The following is a 16,954-nucleotide window of genomic DNA, read 5'->3' as shown; positions in this document are numbered from 1 at the left end:
TATGTTAGTGAATAGAGCTTTGAAAAAGGTACTGGTAGCAACTCTTTTAGGGAGTGTGCTCATTCCGTCAGTAGCCTTTGCTGAGTCGGACTATGAAAAGCAACTAGATCAGCAATACGGGCCTGAAAATGGCTATTCCACTTTTTATAATGCTCCACTCCATGATGAAAAAACTTTACAGTCTGTGCAACCTTCAAGTACAGGGTTCAAATGGTCCGCAAATTATGAAGTAACTACTCATTATCAAATTCCACGTAATATTCCAGTGAGCAATGGCGAGAGTATTCAGGTTATTTCAACAAGCTCTAGGAATACTGGTAGTAATTCAACTTATGATTTAGGAATGGAGTATTATGACTCTTGGGCTGGAGGATGGTATGGAAGCAATAGTATGACTAAAACAGCTGATGTGGGTAGTACCTCTTATCTACATTGGGAGCATATGGACGGTAAAGATTATCGAGTGCGGGTAAAAGGGAATGTAAAAGGATCAATGACTGTGAATGTTTATTAATTAGTTTAAGAAGCCTAGGATCAAAGACACAATATTAACCTACATAAATTATATGATCTTGAACTTCGAAAATTCATATCAAATTATCTGGAATTATAAAATAATCCGTTTATCTAATAAAGGTCGTCCTTTGCACATAAATGTGAAGGATGACCTTTATTATGATGGTTTAGGTCATTTTCTGCTCTTATACTCCTACCGTTACCAATGTCATATCTACAAGTCGCTCCCATTTTGTATAATCTCAAGGGAAATCAAGACACAAGCCTGAGATCGGGAGGACAATAAGAAAGTGAGTATAGAGAATAAATATAAAGCACTTGAACTGGAGAAGCCGGGTATCTATGAACTGGAGGGGCTGGAAGTCGGGGTCACCTCTAATTGCAACTTCAAGTGTGATTACTGCTGTGCATATCAGCGGAACGATGGACAATGTATCAGCAGCAAAGAGGTCATAGGTATTATTGATGACATTCCAACGTTAAAACGTGTGCGACTGTCCGGGGGTGAAGTAACCCTGAAGTATGAGGATTGTCTGGACATCGTGGCTCACTGTACGAGCAAGGGAATCGCTACCCAGCTCAATACCAATGCGAGTTTGCTCAGCCCTGAACGAATTGAGAAGTTACGTGACGCGGGACTTTCCAATATTCATATCTCCTTCAACTTCACGGATGCCGATAAATACGCAGCCTATTATCATGTTAATCCTCGTATGTATGAGAAAATCGTGCAAAATATTCGGTTGTGTACCGAAGCCAAGCTGGAAACAGTGCTGGAGACTTTGCTATTTGAAGAGACGCAGAATAACATGCCAGCGATCAGTGAAAAGGTATACGAACTCGGTGTGCGCATCCATGAAATCCAAAACAGCATCGTGATGGATCATACGAATTGGAACGCTATCTCCACCAAGGAGGCACTCATCCGTTCTGTGCATGACCTGATCGCACATAAAAAGGACGATACCGTGCTGTATTTCACCTGTATGGACCGTTTTGCTGAGGCGCTGGGGTTCAAGGAGCAGCCAGGTGTTTATTTTTCCAACTGTGTTGACGGTAAGAAGCAGCTTCATCTTCACGGGAACGGTGATATTCTAATCTGTGAACTATGTCATCCAGTGGTCATCGGTAATGTTTATAATGGAACGTCCTTAAAGGATATTTACAAAAATAAGCCGAAGCAGCTTCAGGAGTTTCTCGATAAACTGCCTTGTCCTGCATATGATGCACTTTTCCCTGAAGGAAGCATGGAGTAGGTATGATTTGAAATGATGAGGTGACAAGCATCTACTACCCTATAAGTAGGGTGGTAGATGTCTTTCATGTAACTCCATCAGTCTTTTATCATTTGTTTTAATGAAAGGGTTTACATGTTAAAATATATCAATGAAAACTTCTTATGAAAGAAGGAGTAGATATGAGATATAGAAATGTCGGCAACAGCGGTCTTAAAATTAGTGAGATTGGGCTGGGAAGTTGGCTAACGTACGGTACAGCCGCCGAACAGGAAGCCGCTCATACCTGTATTGCCAAAGCTTTTGAACTTGGAATCAATTTCTTTGATACCGCAAACGCGTATAACCGTGGAGAAGGCGAGAAGGCTATGGGAGCGGCATTGAAGCCTTATCGCAGAGAGAGCTATGTGCTTTCTACCAAGGTGTACTTTCCTATGGATTCCGGTCCTAATGACAGGGGACTGTCACGCAAGCACATTATGGAGCAATGTGAGGCGAGTCTAAAGCGCCTCGGCACGGATTATATCGACGTTTACTTCTGCCATCGTTATGATCCAGAAACTCCGTTGGAAGAGACACTGCGAGCGCTAGACGATCTTCAGGCTCAAGGTAAGATCTTGTATGCTGCGGTCAGTGAATGGAGTGCCGCTCAGCTCACGGATGCCTATGGCATTGGGAAAAGGCTGAATCTGCGCCCGCTGATTGCCAATCAGCCGATCTATAATATGTTCGAGCGTTATATCGAACATGAGGTACTTTCCGTATCCGAGCAGGTAGGCATCGGCCAGATTGTATTTTCGCCTCTGGCCCAAGGCATCCTCACGGGTAAATACAAGCCGGGACAGCCTATGCCGACGGGCAGCCGCGGAGCTGATGCGTCTGTCAATAACGTCATCAGCAGTTACATGAACGACACCGTCCTGAACTGTGTTCAGGAACTGGATCAGTTGGCAAAGGACTTGGGTGTCACCCTGTCACAACTTGCGCTTGCCTGGATTTTGAGAGAACCGGGGATCAGCGCTGCACTAATTGGGGCCACTAAACCAGCACAGATCGAGGAAAATGTGAAAGCAGTCGAGGTGACGCTGCAATCGGAGACTTGCACAAAAATTGAGCAGATTCTGAAGCAAGTAGAGGGATTTGCGCCTTTGCGTTAGCTTGCTTCAAGCATGGCATAGATCCCTGAAAACACACTAAATGCAATCCCGCTCACTAAAACGAGGATTTGCTTCTTACTGAGACCCAGCGGATCAAAAAAGAAGGGCAACAGCCATTTTAGACTAATGACAGCCCATAGACCTTCTACCAATCCCAGCATCAATACCTTTTGCCCCCAGTGAAGTTTCATCTGCGGTGTTAGCGGACCTTCAAGAATTAGGTCACCTGAAGTATGAATATTCCAAGAAACGATAACTACGAATATCACAAGCGTTAATAGTGTTGACATAATATAAGTGATGTCTTTTTTAGCCTTGTTCGTGAGCTTTGGCGATTTTTTAAACTCAGGAAAGCCGATTAGGAAAAAGACGATTCCTACGATTATAGCCACCCCTACAGAGGAACCGAGTATAATATTCGCTACCATGCCGATGCCATTGATGATGAATAATAATATAAGCTCTCCCCCTTTGGGGTTACGATGATAGTTATTTTATTGTACACGCAGGAACGAAAATGCTCAAATATTTGGAAAAACCCCTGGCACTTTTGCCAGGGGACTTTTTGGATTTTGGCCGATTATAATGCGGATTTAATGACCTTTTTATAATACAGAATGGATAGCACCCCGAAAATGGAGTATAAGGCAGTGTAAAGTACCATTACGATGATCATAGGCATCCAAACTTCGGTTCCAAACATGAACCAGCCAGATTGGACGGCAAAATAGCTGTGGGATAGACCGATCACTAACGGAATGCCGAAGTTAAAGAGTTGTTTGATTTTAATGCCTCGCAGCAGGTCGCTCTGGGTGAACCCCAACTTTCTCAACACAGTATAATTGGACTTTTCGTCTTCGCTCTCATCCATTTGCTTAAAATAAAGGATGCAGCCTGATGTAATGAGAAAAGTGAGTCCCAAAAAGCCAACGACAAACATGATCACTCCCATATTGCTTTTCTGATTGCTGCTCATTTCAAGCTGTGATGTTTGTTGATCGTTAAAATTCGCAGCTGCAAACAGGCGATCAGCCTCTTTAATCTGTGCTGCATTTAGTATATCAATTCCAATATATAAGGATGACTTCTTCTGAATCTTAGGATTTACGTCTTTCTTTAACCGCTCAAAGATGGTTTCATCTACAATGGCAGTGGGTAGCCCCCCGGCTGTAAAATAGTAAGGAATGACATAATCCCTTTTTAGACCCACATATTGTTGATGTATGACTTCTGTTTTTCCCTTCAAATCCAGGGGGCCAAAGTTTTTTAAGGACATGAATTTCTGTAAAAAATCATTATAGCCTGTTAAAATCGTCTGTCCTGGAGATACATCCGTATCCTCCACAGATTGATCGCTTACGACAGATAGTGTCATGGAATCCGGACCGACATTTAGATCTTCCACAGGGGTCTCCATAATTTGCGCTGTGTTCACACTGACTTGAATCACTTCAATTTTCTTTTCTCGATACTTTATATCATGCTCATAAAGTAAAGTCTTGAATTTCTCCGCATTCGGTACATTCGTCATCGCAAAATGGGAAGGTACATTTTCCTCAGCTGCTTGATCGGCAGAATAATAGGCGATATAGCTTAAGGATAGCAACCCAATGGCCAGTGCCGATACGGTTGTAATAATGGTCAACAACAAAGCATTGGATTTCATGCGGAACATGATAGATGAGAGGGACAGTACCTCATGAATGTTTAAGTAGCCGCCTTTGCTTTTTCTGATCATATTGGAAATAAAGCGGATGGACCCTTTATAAAAAAGAAGTGTTCCGATGATGACAGAACCTAAAATAAATACCATCGCCATAAATAGTTCATTTAAGGATGTAAAATCGCCACCAAATAATCTGGAGGAAACATAATATCCTAAAGCGATAAGTGAGATGCCCATGATCCCGATGATCATCTCAAAAATCGTTATTTTCTTGATTTTCCCTTCAGTGGTTGAGGTCACTCGGAACAAAGATAAAATACTTTGTCTTTTGATAAAAGAGTAATTCATGACCATGATCAGCAAGTAGATGGCAACAAAAACGATGAGTGTTTGAGTCAGTGCTTGGATAGAGAAATATAGAGTGGCAATGGCTTCAACACCCGTCGTCTTAAATAAGATCATGATCACTAATTTGGAAAAGGAAAATCCAACCCCAATTCCAACGAAAAGAGAACCAAAGTATAAAATTAAGTTTTCAGCACTTAAAATGCGAAAGATTTTGCTTTTTGTCATCCCGATCAATTGAAACAAGCCAATTTCTTTGCTTCGTCTCTTTATAAAAATATTATTGGCATACATCAGGAAAATGCAGACAATAGCAACCAGTAAAACGTTGGCTGCCCGTATGGAAGCTGCACCTTTAATAGAGCCCTTCACTTCGTCCATGGAGGGATCGTACTGTATTGTGACGAAAGCGAAATAGAGCGCAACACTGAAAATGAGAGCAAAGACGTAGAGATAATAATTGCTCAGGTTTTTTTTCAGATTTTTTAGAATGAGTACATTAATGTTCATGTTGAACCCCACCTAAGACCGCTTGAGTTTTCATGATATCCTGGAAGAAGCTTTGTCTTTCCTGCATGCCTTTGTGAAGCTGCGTATATACTTGCCCATCCTTAATAAATATGACGCGGCTGCAATGGCTGGCTGCGACAGGATCATGCGTGACCATAATAATCGTGGCCTTGCGCTTTTGGTTCAGCTGACCTAGCTTGTTTAATAGATCGGAAGCCGATTTCGAATCCAGCGCACCCGTGGGTTCATCGGCAAAAATAATCGTAGGCTCATGGATAAACGCTCTAGCCGCAGATGTACGCTGTTTCTGTCCGCCCGAGATTTCATTGGGATATTTGTCCTTGAGCTCATAAATCCCCAGTTCTGTAGCTACTTCCTGAAATCTTCGATTAGCCTCTTTTTTAGGCGTTTTAGTGATAGATAGGGGCAAAAGGATATTCTCCTTCACGGTAAGCGTATCCAGCAGATTATACTCTTGAAAAATAAAGCCTAGATGCTTTTTGCGGAATTCAGCCAGTTGCTTTTCTTTCATTTTCGTCATTTCGATGTCATTGATTTTAATGGAACCGTGGCTTACTTTATCAATGGAGGAAAGGACATTTAGCAGTGTGGTTTTACCTGAACCGGAGGCTCCCATAATACTGACAAATTCCCCTTCTTCAATAACGATATCTATTCCCTTCAAAACCTCCTGCATATTTAGCTTATTACCATAGGTTTTATGAATTTTGTGGGCTTCTAAAATATTCACTTCATGCACTCCTTATTGTTCTTGTAGCCTAATTATAAAAATCGTGCTGATGTTTTTCCTTTGAATCGGCGAACAATACATAAAAGCATGTGACATCTCTGTCACATGCTCATCATACTTACAAAATCATTTCGTTTGGGGAAAATTAAAGTGAAGGTAGTACCCGTGTTCGGTTTGGAGTGCACATCTATATGTATGAGCAAGGATTGTGCTGCCTTTTTCGCTAAATATAACCCCATGCCTGTTGAGGTATGATCAGAGTGTTGGGTTGTGGATGTAAAGCCTTTCTCGAAAATACGAGGTATATCCTTCGGATCAATTCCGCGTCCAAAGTCTTGAACCTCAAGCTGTATTCGGTCTCCCTGTTGATAGCTGTGAATGATAATATCACTGGCATCGCTATATTTGATGGCATTGGTTAAGAGCTGCCTGATGATAAAAGCCAACCATTTGGCATCACTCAGCACTTCCATTTGCTCAAGCTGGATGTCAAAACCGATCCCCTTTTGGATGCACCATGACTGTAATGCTTTGATTTCTTTAAAAACGAGAGATTTAAGATCTATTTGCTCAATATACAAATCGTTTTCAATAAAAGATATGCGCTTCTGATGCAACTGTTGGTCCAGCAATAAATGAATTCGCAGCCATTCATAGGTTAGCTGAGCCTTAAGAGATTTGTCGTCTAGTCGCTCAATCATCAAATGCATGGCGGTTAAAGGTGTTTTTACCTCATGAATCCAGGATAACAGCTCATCTTTTTCATGTTCGAGGGTCAATTGATTTTGCGAGATGATCTGTTGTAATCGTTCGGTCTGATGGATTATTTTGTGTTCAATAATTCGCTCAAACGGACTCTCAGGCTCGCCCATGCCGGTTAATTCGAGGGGACCCTCCCATTCCTCCAGGGCCCGATAGAACTTGGTTTCCTTGGGATAGCGGACGATTAGAAAAACCAAAAAAACCAACATAGATAAGAAAACGACATACAGGATCGGCATCAACGGGATTGCCAAATCTACATAAGCGATGAGAAGGATCAGTATTTGTTGGCATACAAATAGTACAATCCAGCTCCGCCTTTCTTTCAAGTATGCTCTAATCATAGGCAGGTGCCTCTTCGATGGCCATGTAGCCTTGTCCCACCTTCGTTTCAATGAAACGGCCCAAATCCAGCTCATCCAGCTTTTTTCGCAGGCGATTCAAGTTGACGGTCAGGGTGTTGTCGCTGACAAAACGTTCATCATCCCATAGGCTTTTAATTAACTCCTCCCGGGAGACAATTTTGTTCTTTTGCTCAATCAGCAGCTTTAGTATATAAATTTCATTCTTGGTTAATTCGATGGAACCCGCCTCATGGGTCACGATATTCTTTTCGTAATCGACTGTGGCACCACACCAGGTTTTGAGGGAAGTGGGCTCTGTATTGTAATTGTATACGCGGCGAAGTGTCGCCTGTAATTTGGCAATCAGTACATCAAAATGGAAGGGCTTTTGGATAAAATCATCCGCCCCAAGCTGCATTGACATCACTATGTCCGTAGGATGATCGCGCGATGATAAGAAGATAATCGGGACGTTAGAGTGAGATCGAATCATTCGACACCAATGGAAACCATCAAATTTCGGCAACTGAATATCAATCACAACCAGATCAGGTTTTATCATTGTGAATTCTTGAATGACTTTACTAAAATCCTGGATGCCATACACATCATAGGCCCATTGAGTTAACCTGTCCTTGATTTCATGGAACAAAGTTTGATCATCTTCAATCAGCAAGATTTTGAACAATGATTTCACCACTTTTTACATTTTTATATAAAGTGTATAGCAAAATTTGTGTATGTGCTATATGTGATCGAATCAACTTGATGTTGCGATAATCTGCTGTTAATAGTTGAGGTTTATAGTTGGTGTGTATCTGCAATCTCATAACGTTTAAAGGATGGATGTATGGATGGGGATTCACACCTATTTTCGATCGCTTAATGAGTTGGAAAGAATTATTCGTTGTCCGGGCAAGTTTAAATTCGAGGAACATAGTGTATCGGCTCATTCCTGGAAAGTAGTACAATATGCCAAAACGCTGGCTGATATTGAAGAGAGAAACGGTGTACGCATTGACTGGAAAAAGCTATACGAGATTACCAGCAGTCACGATTACGGGGAGATTTTTATTGGAGACATCAAAACGCCTGTGAAGCATTCCTCCAAGGAACTGCGGCTATTAATCCAGCAGGTGGAAGAAGGCATGATTGAGTATTTTATTGAAGAAAATATTCCAGAGGATTTTAAAGCAATTTTCCGCAAACAGCTAAGAGAAGGTAAAGATGATTCGGTTGAAGGCTTAATTCTAGAGGTTGCGGATAAAATGGATCAGGTGTATGAAGCGTTTGCCGAGCTTCAGCGAGGGAATACCGAAAAGGAATTTATCGTAATGTATCGTAATGCACTTGTAAAAATCAAAAATATTAAATTGAAATGCGTTGAATATTTTTTGGAACATATCCTGCCAGATATGGTCAAGGAAGAAACGCCTTCATCCATTGATATCAAAAAGATTACAGAAGAGGCTTTAGCACTGTAAATGAATTTCCTTACCATCTTTCAGAAGCTATGAAGCGCTTCTGTTCATACATAATAATTGTTTGAATTGTAATAAACAGATCAATCTCATAAATGTGAACATAAAAAGCAACAAGTAGCAGCTCCATTAACTGCTACTTGTTGCTCGTTTGGATTCGATCATCACGAGAGAGACTATACGTAACCCCTGAATAAGGTATTATAGATAAAGATATTATTTACTTTGAAAAAGGATTTGGGAAGTTGGTTTTAGTGGCTGCATTTTGTTGTTTGGTATTGCCAATTCCCAGTTCACCATTTCTATTAAATCCCCAGGACCAGACCGTCCCATCGGCTGTCAAAGCGTGGGAGTGGGTTCCTGCTGCACTGAATGCGACTACATCGGTTAGTGGCGTGTTCATCTCATCTACAACCTGAGTCGGGACCTTAATCGAAAACACATCAGTCCCGTCACCTACTTGTCCTTCATTATTGGTTCCCCAACCCCAAAGCGTTCCGTCATTTTTCAGAGCGAAAGTTTGAGTTTTGCCTGCTTTCAGTCTATTTACATCGGAGATATTGATCAATACGGGTGATCTTCTAAAGGTAGAGGTTCCATCCCCCAGCTTACCAGAAGTATTGCTACCAGAAGCGTATACTTCTCCGCTATTCGTTAATACATAAATGCGATCTGCACCAGCGGTAAAGGTTTTGATATCATCAATTCGGTATTGAACAGGGGTGAGCTGATTTTCTTTATCATCCTGTCCCAGAGCGCCATCATAACCACGTCCCCATACCCATAACTGATTATTTTTGTCTAGAGCTGCGCCAAAGCTATCACCAGCGTCAATGGCTATAATATCCTCCAACCCTTGTACCTGGACAGGCTTAACGGAAAAGGCGGAAACTCCTTTGGTGCCAATGCCCAGTTGTCCAAAGTTGTTTTCTCCATAAGCCCACACCGTACCGTCATTTTTGAGGGCAAGTGTAAATTGACCTCCTGCTCTCACTTCCTTAACATTATCAATATATTTGTTTTTAACAGGGACTCGTGCCGTATCCCGCTTATTCCCTGTCCCAAGCTCGCCGTAGCTTGCAAAGCCCCAAGACCAAATCGTTCCGTCCTTTTTGAGCAAGGTTGAGTGCGAATCACCAGCATCGATCATAGCGATATCGGATACATCTGCTTGCATTGGGCTTGTTTTATTATTTCCACCACCATCGCCTACACCAAGCTTGCCATTGGCGTTACTTCCCGTTGCGTAAAATGAAGATCCATCTTCCATAGCCAGGTAAGCGTTATTGGTCCCTGCTGAAAGCAAATGGTCGTAATTCACGTCAGAATCGGCACTTGCCGTAATGGAGCTCCCCACTAGAAGTGTTGATGCGGCAAGAGCTGTTAGAGTGAGTTTTTTTAACATATAATTGCACACCTTTCAAAATGTAATAGTTAAACACAAACTAAAGCAACCAAAATGTTCCTGTCCACGTCTTAATAGTAAACATATTCTATAAACCAGATTAGGGAGGATCACTGATGAAAAAAGGAGTTTCTGTCCTTGTCTTGCTTGTGGCAGCATTATTGTCGGCATGTTCTAAAACAGAACCGGCCCCGCCAATTAAACAACTTCGTGAAAATGAAGCGGTGGTTCAATCCATCTTTGATCTAGAACGCCTAGAAAGCATAACGGTATATACGGGGCGCGCTAAAATTAAAAGCATCGAAAAAATGGAAAAGGAGATTGAGCAACCATTGGCAGCCCCCAGCATGAACTATTTGCTCCAATTTGAACAGCCAGTTCAATTTGCCCAACAACTACCCCAAAGTGACGATCCAACGGAGAAGCCGATCCAATCGGTCTATATATCCGTTCCGGATACACATATTTATAAGCAGATGGATGGTCAGCGGAAGCAATTAATCCGTCCGGTAGAATTACAGGCGGGGCAATCCATTGAAATTTCATATGTGTACCCTGCGACACCTGTTTTCCTAGCATTGGAAATTACCGTACTGGATGATTTATAGAGGAGGCCGGTAAGGCCTCCTTACTCTTATGAGAGCACGTCATAAGGCTTAGGTGATGTTAATAAGTTTTACCATGTTGTAGATATAACGTGTCTGCTCATATTTGACCATAGTGCCTGCAGAATTTTTGACCTGAATGCCGGATGAGCCTCCACCATCCAGAAGAATGGCTTCGAAGCAATCCTGCTTGATAAAATAGTTGCGAAGTTGTTTCAGCGTCGCATTTTCATGAACAACCAGGTAGACTTGCCAAATATTATTGACGACTTTGAAGCCCAAGCCTGTCCGTCCGATGGATTCGGTGTATCGCAAGGTCCCGTTCAAATCGAAGTTTTCGAGGTTTTTCAAATCTTCAATCCATTCTTCTTCCTTCTTCTTCAGCGACAGACTGCCGCCGCTAATAATAGATTTATACGTAATCGAGGTTCCCATTTGTTTCTTGAGATCCGTCACACTTGAAGCACGGGTGATTCCTATTTTTGTTTTGTTACTCTCCGTAAAAATAAATGCAGTACCCCGACTGTTCTCATTCGCATTTGCCTTGACATCATGAGTGTTATTAGGTGTTACCGCAATAGATAAACCTTGAGTCGGTGGTTTTGTAGTGCTGATAGGGTAAAAGAAGCCCCCATTAATCCCGTAATCGGTTTGCTGTGTGATCCGGCTTCGAATGTTTTTATTTTGAATATTCGAAGCTGGCGTGATGATCACATGGAAACCATCAGACGTTTTGGTGTAAGAGTAGTTTGCTGGCATGGGAAACCTCCAATTAGATAATTTTGAAACTGAATCTCGCGCGATAATTCGTTTCTCATATATATAGGAAATTTACAGCGGTCTCTTACAACCCTGAAATCAAATTTTCTAAAAAAAATTGAAATAGCGTAGACGATATACCACTTGACTTGAAGTTAACTTTAAGTAGTAACATACGGGATGTAACGTGGCGATTAGGAAATACGTAACTATTCTTACAATTTAGGAGTGATAGAATTGAAAAAGAAACAATTGGGTAACAGCAACCTTCAAGTATCTGCTCTAGGGCTGGGCTGCATGGGAATGTCCGAGTTTTATGGTGAGTTGGATGATCGGGAATCGATCAAAACGCTTCATCGTGCGTTGGAGCTGGGGATCAACTTTTGGGATACTGCTGACACCTACGGTGTGGGAAAAAATGAAGAACTGATTAGCCAAGTTCTGCGCAGTCGGCGTGATGAGGTGGTGTTAGCTACCAAGTTTTCGATTATGCGCGGGGAAGATGGCGCATTTATGGGGGTAAGCGGGCGTCCGGAATATGTAAAACAGGCATGTGATCGCAGCCTACAAAGATTGGGCGTAGATGTGATTGATTTATACTATCAACACCGTGTCGACCCCAATGTACCTATCGAAGAAACGGTAGGGGCGATGAGTGATCTGGTCCAAGCGGGAAAAGTCCGCTATCTGGGGTTATCTGAAGCGTCTCCTGCACTGATCAGACGCGCTCACAAGGTACATCCGATTACAGCACTGCAAACGGAATACTCCTTATGGAGCCGGGAAGCAGAAGATGAGGTTATACCGACATGTAAGGAACTGGGCATTGAATTTGTGGCGTACAGTCCACTTGGCCGCGGCTTTTTGAGCGGTCAAATTCAGAAGTTGGATGATTTCGCAGAAGATGATTACCGTCGCACGGCGCCACGTTTTCAGCCTGAAAATTTCCGAAAGAATCTGGATCTCGTGCAGCATGTTAAGGACCTTGCTGCTCAAAAAGGAGTCCAACCTTCTCAGCTGGCTTTGGCCTGGCTGCTTGCGCAAGAGGGAATTGTACCGATTCCCGGCACCAAACGGGTCAAGTATTTAGAGGAAAATGCAGGAGCAGTGGATGTGGACTTGTCCGCAGAAGAAATGGAGACAATTAACGCCATCATTCCCAAAGGAATGGCCGCGGGCCTTCGTTACCCGGCAGAGCGGATGCCAAACTGGCAAGCGGAATAATAGGATCACGATATAACTCACAAAGCCGTCTTTACACCAATTGGCGTGAAGGACGGCTTTGTCGTTTTCATAGATAAGCAAAGACGTGCTTCGTATAATGCCCACGGCATCCTGTTACAAAACTGGAGCTTGTAATGCAGTGTTGATATTTTGCAGATCCATCGACAGCTGCTTGTTTACGTTCCAGGGGTGATACCAGCCGCGTTCGATCATGTACGTTGAAATTTGCTCATGCATATCAATGGCTTTAATTTGGACTTGGCTTTTCATAGGATCACCTTTCTTTTACGACTCTGAAAGGTATGTTGTCCAGCGAAACTAGGTTTATTCAGAAAGGATCGTGCTATTCGTCTTCAACTTTGCCCAGTGCCTTTTTAGCCGGCCCTTCAATGACTTCACCTTGATATGAATAGCGTGAGCCATGACAAGGGCAATCCCATGTTCTTTCCGCCTCGTTCCATTCGACTTCGCAGCCCATGTGGGTGCACGTAGTGTCCACCAGGTGTAATGTTCCTTGTGGGTCTCGATATGCACCCGCCCTTTTGCCGTTTACCCGGATGACTGCCCCTTCGTCTTGCTGGAGTTCTTCGGCTTTTTTATAGCTGATTTCCAGCTTCCCGGCAATCAAGTGTTTCGCCACATTCGCATTCTGGGTTACAAATGTTTTAATGTCAGGGTCTGCATGAAATCTTGAAGGGGTGAAAAGATCCTGGTATGGGCTTTCCTTTCTGGTTATCAGATTCGTATTTAATAAAGCAGCCGCGACACTTGTCGTCATCCCCCATTTTTTATAACCCGTAGCAACAAGGATGTTGGAAACATCGGATAGTTCCTGCCCAATATAAGGGAGCTTGTCTAGCGTATACAAGTCTTGGGCCGACCAGCGATAGGCGATTTCCTTTAACCCAAATGTTTGCTCTGCGAACTTTTCCAAAGCTTCATAGTACTGAAATGTGCAGATTCCCTGGCCCGTTTTGTGGCCTTCGCCACCGATGATGACCATCGGTTCACCCTTTATTAGGACGGAGCGAAGCGAACGTTTTGGAGTTTCTGCACTTAGGTACATACCGCCCGGATAAGTTCTGTCGGTCTTGACCGCTAATACATAAGAGCGCTCGGCATGCAATCGCGCAAAATAAAGAGCGTTTGGATCATTGAATGGAAAATGAGAGGAGGAAACGACATGGTTGCAGGTTATTTTATATCCGTCGCTGGTATTAAGGGTGGCCGGTTTTCCTTGCTCCACACCAGCAACGGTGGTCTGCTCATAAATTTTTCCGCCTTGCTGAATGACTTGATTAGCCAGATACCTTAAGAAAGGAACAGGATTAAACTGAGCTTGGTTTTCCATCATAACAGCTGCTTTAGTTGAAAAGGGCAGAGGCGTTTGCTCCACATACCTTCCTGGTATGCCAAGTTCCTTGTATGCTTTATATTCGTCGGCGATTTTTTCTACATGCGAATCTGCACATGTATAAACGTAGGCGTCTTCTTCTGTAAATTGACAATCGATATGATACTCTTCTACCGTCTGTCTGATAAATTGAAGAGCATCGCGGTTAGCTTCGTAATAGAGCCTGGTTTTCTCCTTACCAAAATGGGAGAGAAACTCGCTATAGATCAAATCATGTTGTGCGGTAATTTTGGCGGTTGTATGGCCCGTTGTTCCATGAAGTATCCGTCCTGCATCGACGACCGCGACGTTTAGCCCTTTTTTTGAAAGTAAATAAGCAGTGGTGATACCAGTGATCCCCGCACCTACAATGGCAACATCCACCTGAATATCTTCACTGAGCTTGGGAAAACTGGGGATGTCCGTTGAAGCTAACCAATATGATTCTGGAAATTGCGGAAAGGCGACATGATTTTCATCCTGTTTCATTTCACAGCACCCCTTTGATTACAATTTATGTATACATTGTTATCATTGTATGATTTTATATACCCCAAAAAGGGATACTTTCAGCGAGCTTTAATCTTGTTTTCAGATTGACCGGGTACAATCAAGGCAATTTTCCCGGGGAGGATGCATAATTAATGAAAACGAAAATGAAAAAGAAAGTTTGGATTCCGGCAATCATCGCAGTTACGGTAGCAGCTCTACTCGTAATCTACTATTACTACATGTCCTCGGTTTCCGGTGGCAAGCCTGGCATGCGACCTCCGGGAGGTGGCAATCTACCAGAGCATATGGGCGGACGTCCCGGCGGAAAAGGGGGTGGGGGCAATGGAGAAATATTTAATACCTTGGGTACGATTTCTGTATACCTTGGGGCGGCCTCTTTCTGTTGGTTCTGGTTTAAGAAGAAACTGAGATCACCGTCAATGTTGGTTCGAAAGGCCGGGAAGTTGTTTCATTCCCTGCATAAACTGCTGGGTTGGGCGACCTTGATTCTTATTGCCGTTCACGGTGTCTATTTTCTGATTACCAAATTTCAAGATCACAAAACCTTTTCTGGCCTGGCGGCTTTTGCCATTATACTGGCTATCTCCGGGTACGGCTTCTATATTAATAAGGTACGTAACAAGTGGATGCGAACCATCCATCGTATACTTGGACTGCTGTGGGTTCCCGTACTGCTGCTGCATGTCGGTGGAACAGTAATTATAGCGGTCGTCTCCACCCTTGCTGTGGGGGGACTTGTCTGGGCGCTCGAAGGAATGGCGGGAAGAACGACGAAACCTGTCCCGGGGGACACTCTATAATATTATGGAATGGTGTTACCTTCATCTTTGTGGTAATATTTACACCTATATAGAATGAGGAAGTGACACAGTGATTAATATAACGATCCCAACTCCGGATATCACAATTACCAAACAGGTTAACCCTGAGCTTAGCCACATTTATGGCTTTACAGATTTCCATCTGATCCCTAGAGATAAGGCGGGTATCTTTATGTTCTACAACGCACAGGAGGAATTGCTGTTCGTTGGTAAAGCAAGAAAGCTAAGACCCAGAATCAAAAAGCATTTTGAAGATAACGTATCTCCGATCAAGGCTTATCGGAACGAAGTAGCAATTATTGAGGTCTGTATTGTGGAAGATGCGGTAGATCGTGAAATTTATGAAACCTACATCATCAATTCGCAAAAGGCTAAATATAACGTTGAAAAAGTGTATTATAAGTAAAGAAGAAGCAACTACGTTTTACGAAAAAAGAGCAATAAGCCGCAGTGGTGCACTGCCCTTATTGCTTTTTTATATTCGTACATTTTAGATCCTATTAAAGACGGAGCGATGTAGTATGAATAAAACCGACCGGTTGCTTGCCATCTTGCTAGAGTTGCAGCGTAAGGATATTTTAAGGGCCGAGGATTTAGCGGCGATCTTCGAAACGAGTGTAAGAACGATCTATCGGGATATTCAGGCGCTAAGTGAATCGGGCGTACCGATTGTAGGAGCACCGGGCATTGGATATTCCTTGATGGAGGGGTACTTCCTTCCACCTGTAAGCTTTACTGCAGAAGAAGCTGTGGCACTGCTAATCGGGACAGATTTCGTCGAACAAAAATTTGATACAGACTATGGCATGAAGGCGCAAGCCTCACGCAGGAAAATTGAAGCTATTTTACCAGAGAGCGTTCGCAGGGAAGTTACTCAGGTGCGGACGACCATCAGATTGCTGGCGGTGGGTAAAGGGACAAACCATACAGAGAAAGCCTATTTGGAGATGCTGCGTATCGCTGTATTGGATAAACGGAAGGTTCGGTTTGGCTACTCCAAAAAAATGCCAGAGGCTGACGGGAATCGCCAAAGTGTGCGTGTGGTTGCCCCTTATGGTCTGGTCCTGCTTCATGGTTCGTGGGTTTTGATTGGACAATGCGAATTGCGGCAGCAGCTGCGCCATTTCCGTTTGTCGCGTATGAACGATCTGATCATGCTAGAGGACAGTTATCAGTTGCCTGTTGATTTTAATTTGCAGGATTATAAGCAAGACGATGACCGCCACATCAATGTTCACATAAAGGCCTGTTCGGATATTATAGATAAATTGAAGGAAGCGAACCATTTTTACATGGAGTCCATAGAGGAGCGTGAGGATGGAATTCATGTATTTTTCCGTGTTAGGCACCCAGAGGAACTACTATCATGGATACTTGGTTGGGGCGCAGATGTGGTGGTGCTGGAGCCTGAATCGCTTCGCGAGCGTGTACGGACAGAAGTGGAAAAAATGTTGAAATGCTACTGAC

Annotated in this window: 17 protein-coding genes and 1 pseudogene; 9 read left to right on the top strand and 9 right to left on the bottom strand. The window is 43.1% G+C overall.

The features are described from left to right. The first annotated feature begins 1 nt into the window (after position 1). The 3 genes from ACQQ6X_RS15190 to ACQQ6X_RS15180 all read left to right on the top strand — a co-directional run bounded on the left by ACQQ6X_RS15190 (position 2) and on the right by ACQQ6X_RS15180 (position 2,908). Positions 2-514, top strand: coding sequence for a hypothetical protein (locus ACQQ6X_RS15190; protein ID WP_326401313.1), 513 nt, complete (start codon positions 2-4; stop codon positions 512-514). A 292-nt stretch (positions 515-806) separates the two neighbouring features. Beyond that, the gene (locus ACQQ6X_RS15185; protein WP_305166012.1) at positions 807-1,772 is read left to right on the top strand and encodes a radical SAM protein; all 966 of its coding nucleotides are present in this window, start codon (positions 807-809) and stop codon (positions 1,770-1,772) included. Between the two features lie 161 nt (positions 1,773-1,933). Next, the gene (locus ACQQ6X_RS15180) at positions 1,934-2,908 is read left to right on the top strand and encodes an aldo/keto reductase family protein (RefSeq protein ID WP_305166011.1); all 975 of its coding nucleotides are present in this window, start codon (positions 1,934-1,936) and stop codon (positions 2,906-2,908) included. Here the strand turns inward: ACQQ6X_RS15180 and ACQQ6X_RS15175 are convergent. The 5 genes from ACQQ6X_RS15175 to ACQQ6X_RS15155 form a co-directional block, all read right to left on the bottom strand. Next, positions 2,905-3,300, bottom strand: a complete 396-nt coding sequence (locus ACQQ6X_RS15175) for a hypothetical protein (RefSeq protein ID WP_430493461.1) — start codon at positions 3,298-3,300, stop codon at positions 2,905-2,907. The genes ACQQ6X_RS15180 and ACQQ6X_RS15175 overlap by 4 nt on opposite strands. A gap of 188 nt (positions 3,301-3,488) precedes the next feature. Further along, a complete protein-coding gene (locus ACQQ6X_RS15170) occupies positions 3,489-5,429 on the bottom strand; it encodes an ABC transporter permease (protein WP_305166008.1) in 1,941 nt (646 codons plus the stop codon). After that, a complete protein-coding gene (locus ACQQ6X_RS15165; protein ID WP_305166007.1) occupies positions 5,419-6,180 on the bottom strand; it encodes an ABC transporter ATP-binding protein in 762 nt (253 codons plus the stop codon). Before ACQQ6X_RS15165 ends, ACQQ6X_RS15170 begins: the two co-directional genes overlap by 11 nt. Before the next feature lie 101 nt (positions 6,181-6,281). Next, on the bottom strand, positions 6,282-7,286 hold the full coding sequence (locus ACQQ6X_RS15160; protein WP_305166006.1) for a sensor histidine kinase: 1,005 nt from the start codon (positions 7,284-7,286) through the stop codon (positions 6,282-6,284). After that, complete coding sequence (locus ACQQ6X_RS15155; RefSeq protein WP_305166005.1) at positions 7,279-7,974, bottom strand: response regulator transcription factor; 696 nt, start codon at positions 7,972-7,974, stop codon at positions 7,279-7,281. Before ACQQ6X_RS15155 ends, ACQQ6X_RS15160 begins: the two co-directional genes overlap by 8 nt. Before the next feature lie 166 nt (positions 7,975-8,140). On the opposite strand from ACQQ6X_RS15155, the gene ACQQ6X_RS15150 reads away from it, so the two are divergent. Next, positions 8,141-8,770 carry a YfbR-like 5'-deoxynucleotidase gene (locus ACQQ6X_RS15150; RefSeq protein WP_149034803.1) on the top strand — a complete coding sequence of 210 codons (630 nt, stop codon included), beginning with the start codon at positions 8,141-8,143 and terminating at the stop codon, positions 8,768-8,770. A 217-nt stretch (positions 8,771-8,987) separates the two neighbouring features. Here the strand turns inward: ACQQ6X_RS15150 and ACQQ6X_RS15145 are convergent, their stop codons facing one another. Further along, on the bottom strand, positions 8,988-10,172 hold the full coding sequence (locus ACQQ6X_RS15145) for an RCC1 domain-containing protein (protein ID WP_305166004.1): 1,185 nt from the start codon (positions 10,170-10,172) through the stop codon (positions 8,988-8,990). Positions 10,173-10,288: 116 nt separating this feature from the next. On the opposite strand from ACQQ6X_RS15145, the gene ACQQ6X_RS15140 reads away from it, so the two are divergent. Then, a complete protein-coding gene (locus ACQQ6X_RS15140) occupies positions 10,289-10,780 on the top strand; it encodes a hypothetical protein (protein ID WP_305166003.1) in 492 nt (163 codons plus the stop codon). A gap of 48 nt (positions 10,781-10,828) precedes the next feature. On the opposite strand, the gene ACQQ6X_RS15135 is transcribed toward ACQQ6X_RS15140, so the two are convergent. Then, positions 10,829-11,536, bottom strand: a complete 708-nt coding sequence (locus tag ACQQ6X_RS15135; RefSeq protein ID WP_305166002.1) for a phosphodiester glycosidase family protein — start codon at positions 11,534-11,536, stop codon at positions 10,829-10,831. A 237-nt stretch (positions 11,537-11,773) separates the two neighbouring features. On the opposite strand from ACQQ6X_RS15135, the gene ACQQ6X_RS15130 reads away from it, so the two are divergent. Continuing rightward, positions 11,774-12,760, top strand: a complete 987-nt coding sequence (locus ACQQ6X_RS15130; protein WP_305166001.1) for an aldo/keto reductase — start codon at positions 11,774-11,776, stop codon at positions 12,758-12,760. Positions 12,761-12,874: 114 nt separating this feature from the next. Here ACQQ6X_RS15130 and ACQQ6X_RS15125 read toward each other — a convergent pair. After that, a pseudogene (locus tag ACQQ6X_RS15125) lies at positions 12,875-13,012 on the bottom strand (spore coat protein); the annotation flags it as partial. A 91-nt stretch (positions 13,013-13,103) separates the two neighbouring features. After that, on the bottom strand, positions 13,104-14,642 hold the full coding sequence (locus ACQQ6X_RS15120) for an FAD-dependent oxidoreductase (RefSeq protein WP_305166000.1): 1,539 nt from the start codon (positions 14,640-14,642) through the stop codon (positions 13,104-13,106). Positions 14,643-14,797: 155 nt separating this feature from the next. Between ACQQ6X_RS15120 and ACQQ6X_RS15115 the strand changes: the two genes are divergently transcribed. From ACQQ6X_RS15115 to ACQQ6X_RS15105, 3 genes are all read left to right on the top strand, one after another. Further along, positions 14,798-15,466, top strand: coding sequence for a hypothetical protein (locus ACQQ6X_RS15115; RefSeq protein WP_305165999.1), 669 nt, complete (start codon positions 14,798-14,800; stop codon positions 15,464-15,466). Between the two features lie 70 nt (positions 15,467-15,536). Continuing rightward, positions 15,537-15,893, top strand: a complete 357-nt coding sequence (locus ACQQ6X_RS15110; RefSeq protein ID WP_305165998.1) for a nucleotide excision repair endonuclease — start codon at positions 15,537-15,539, stop codon at positions 15,891-15,893. A 115-nt stretch (positions 15,894-16,008) separates the two neighbouring features. Further along, complete coding sequence (locus ACQQ6X_RS15105; RefSeq protein ID WP_305165997.1) at positions 16,009-16,953, top strand: helix-turn-helix transcriptional regulator; 945 nt, start codon at positions 16,009-16,011, stop codon at positions 16,951-16,953. Position 16,954: the final 1 nt, after the last annotated feature.

Origin of the sequence: Paenibacillus ottowii, from assembly GCF_050516475.1 — a bacterium.
In the GTDB taxonomy this organism is placed as follows: domain Bacteria; phylum Bacillota; class Bacilli; order Paenibacillales; family Paenibacillaceae; genus Paenibacillus; species Paenibacillus ottowii.
Note: the sequence above shows the minus strand (reverse complement) of the source record. Positions and strands in the feature narration are given on the sequence as shown.

Bases quoted from the DNA above. Each gene is read 5' to 3' on its own strand.
- ACQQ6X_RS15135 (WP_305166002.1), bottom strand. From the start codon at position 11,536: ATGCCAGCAAACTACTCTTACACCAAAACGTCTGATGGTTTCCATGTG.
- ACQQ6X_RS15105 (WP_305165997.1), top strand. From the start codon at position 16,009: ATGAATAAAACCGACCGGTTGCTTGCCATCTTGCTAGAGTTGCAGCGT.
- ACQQ6X_RS15150 (WP_149034803.1), top strand. From the start codon at position 8,141: ATGGGGATTCACACCTATTTTCGATCGCTTAATGAGTTGGAAAGAATT.
- ACQQ6X_RS15160 (WP_305166006.1), bottom strand. From the start codon at position 7,286: ATGATTAGAGCATACTTGAAAGAAAGGCGGAGCTGGATTGTACTATTT.
- ACQQ6X_RS15180 (WP_305166011.1), top strand. From the start codon at position 1,934: ATGAGATATAGAAATGTCGGCAACAGCGGTCTTAAAATTAGTGAGATT.
- ACQQ6X_RS15190 (WP_326401313.1), top strand. From the start codon at position 2: ATGTTAGTGAATAGAGCTTTGAAAAAGGTACTGGTAGCAACTCTTTTA.
- ACQQ6X_RS15120 (WP_305166000.1), bottom strand. From the start codon at position 14,642: ATGAAACAGGATGAAAATCATGTCGCCTTTCCGCAATTTCCAGAATCA.
- ACQQ6X_RS15115 (WP_305165999.1), top strand. From the start codon at position 14,798: ATGAAAACGAAAATGAAAAAGAAAGTTTGGATTCCGGCAATCATCGCA.
- ACQQ6X_RS15140 (WP_305166003.1), top strand. From the start codon at position 10,289: ATGAAAAAAGGAGTTTCTGTCCTTGTCTTGCTTGTGGCAGCATTATTG.
- ACQQ6X_RS15145 (WP_305166004.1), bottom strand. From the start codon at position 10,172: ATGTTAAAAAAACTCACTCTAACAGCTCTTGCCGCATCAACACTTCTA.
- ACQQ6X_RS15170 (WP_305166008.1), bottom strand. From the start codon at position 5,429: ATGAACATTAATGTACTCATTCTAAAAAATCTGAAAAAAAACCTGAGC.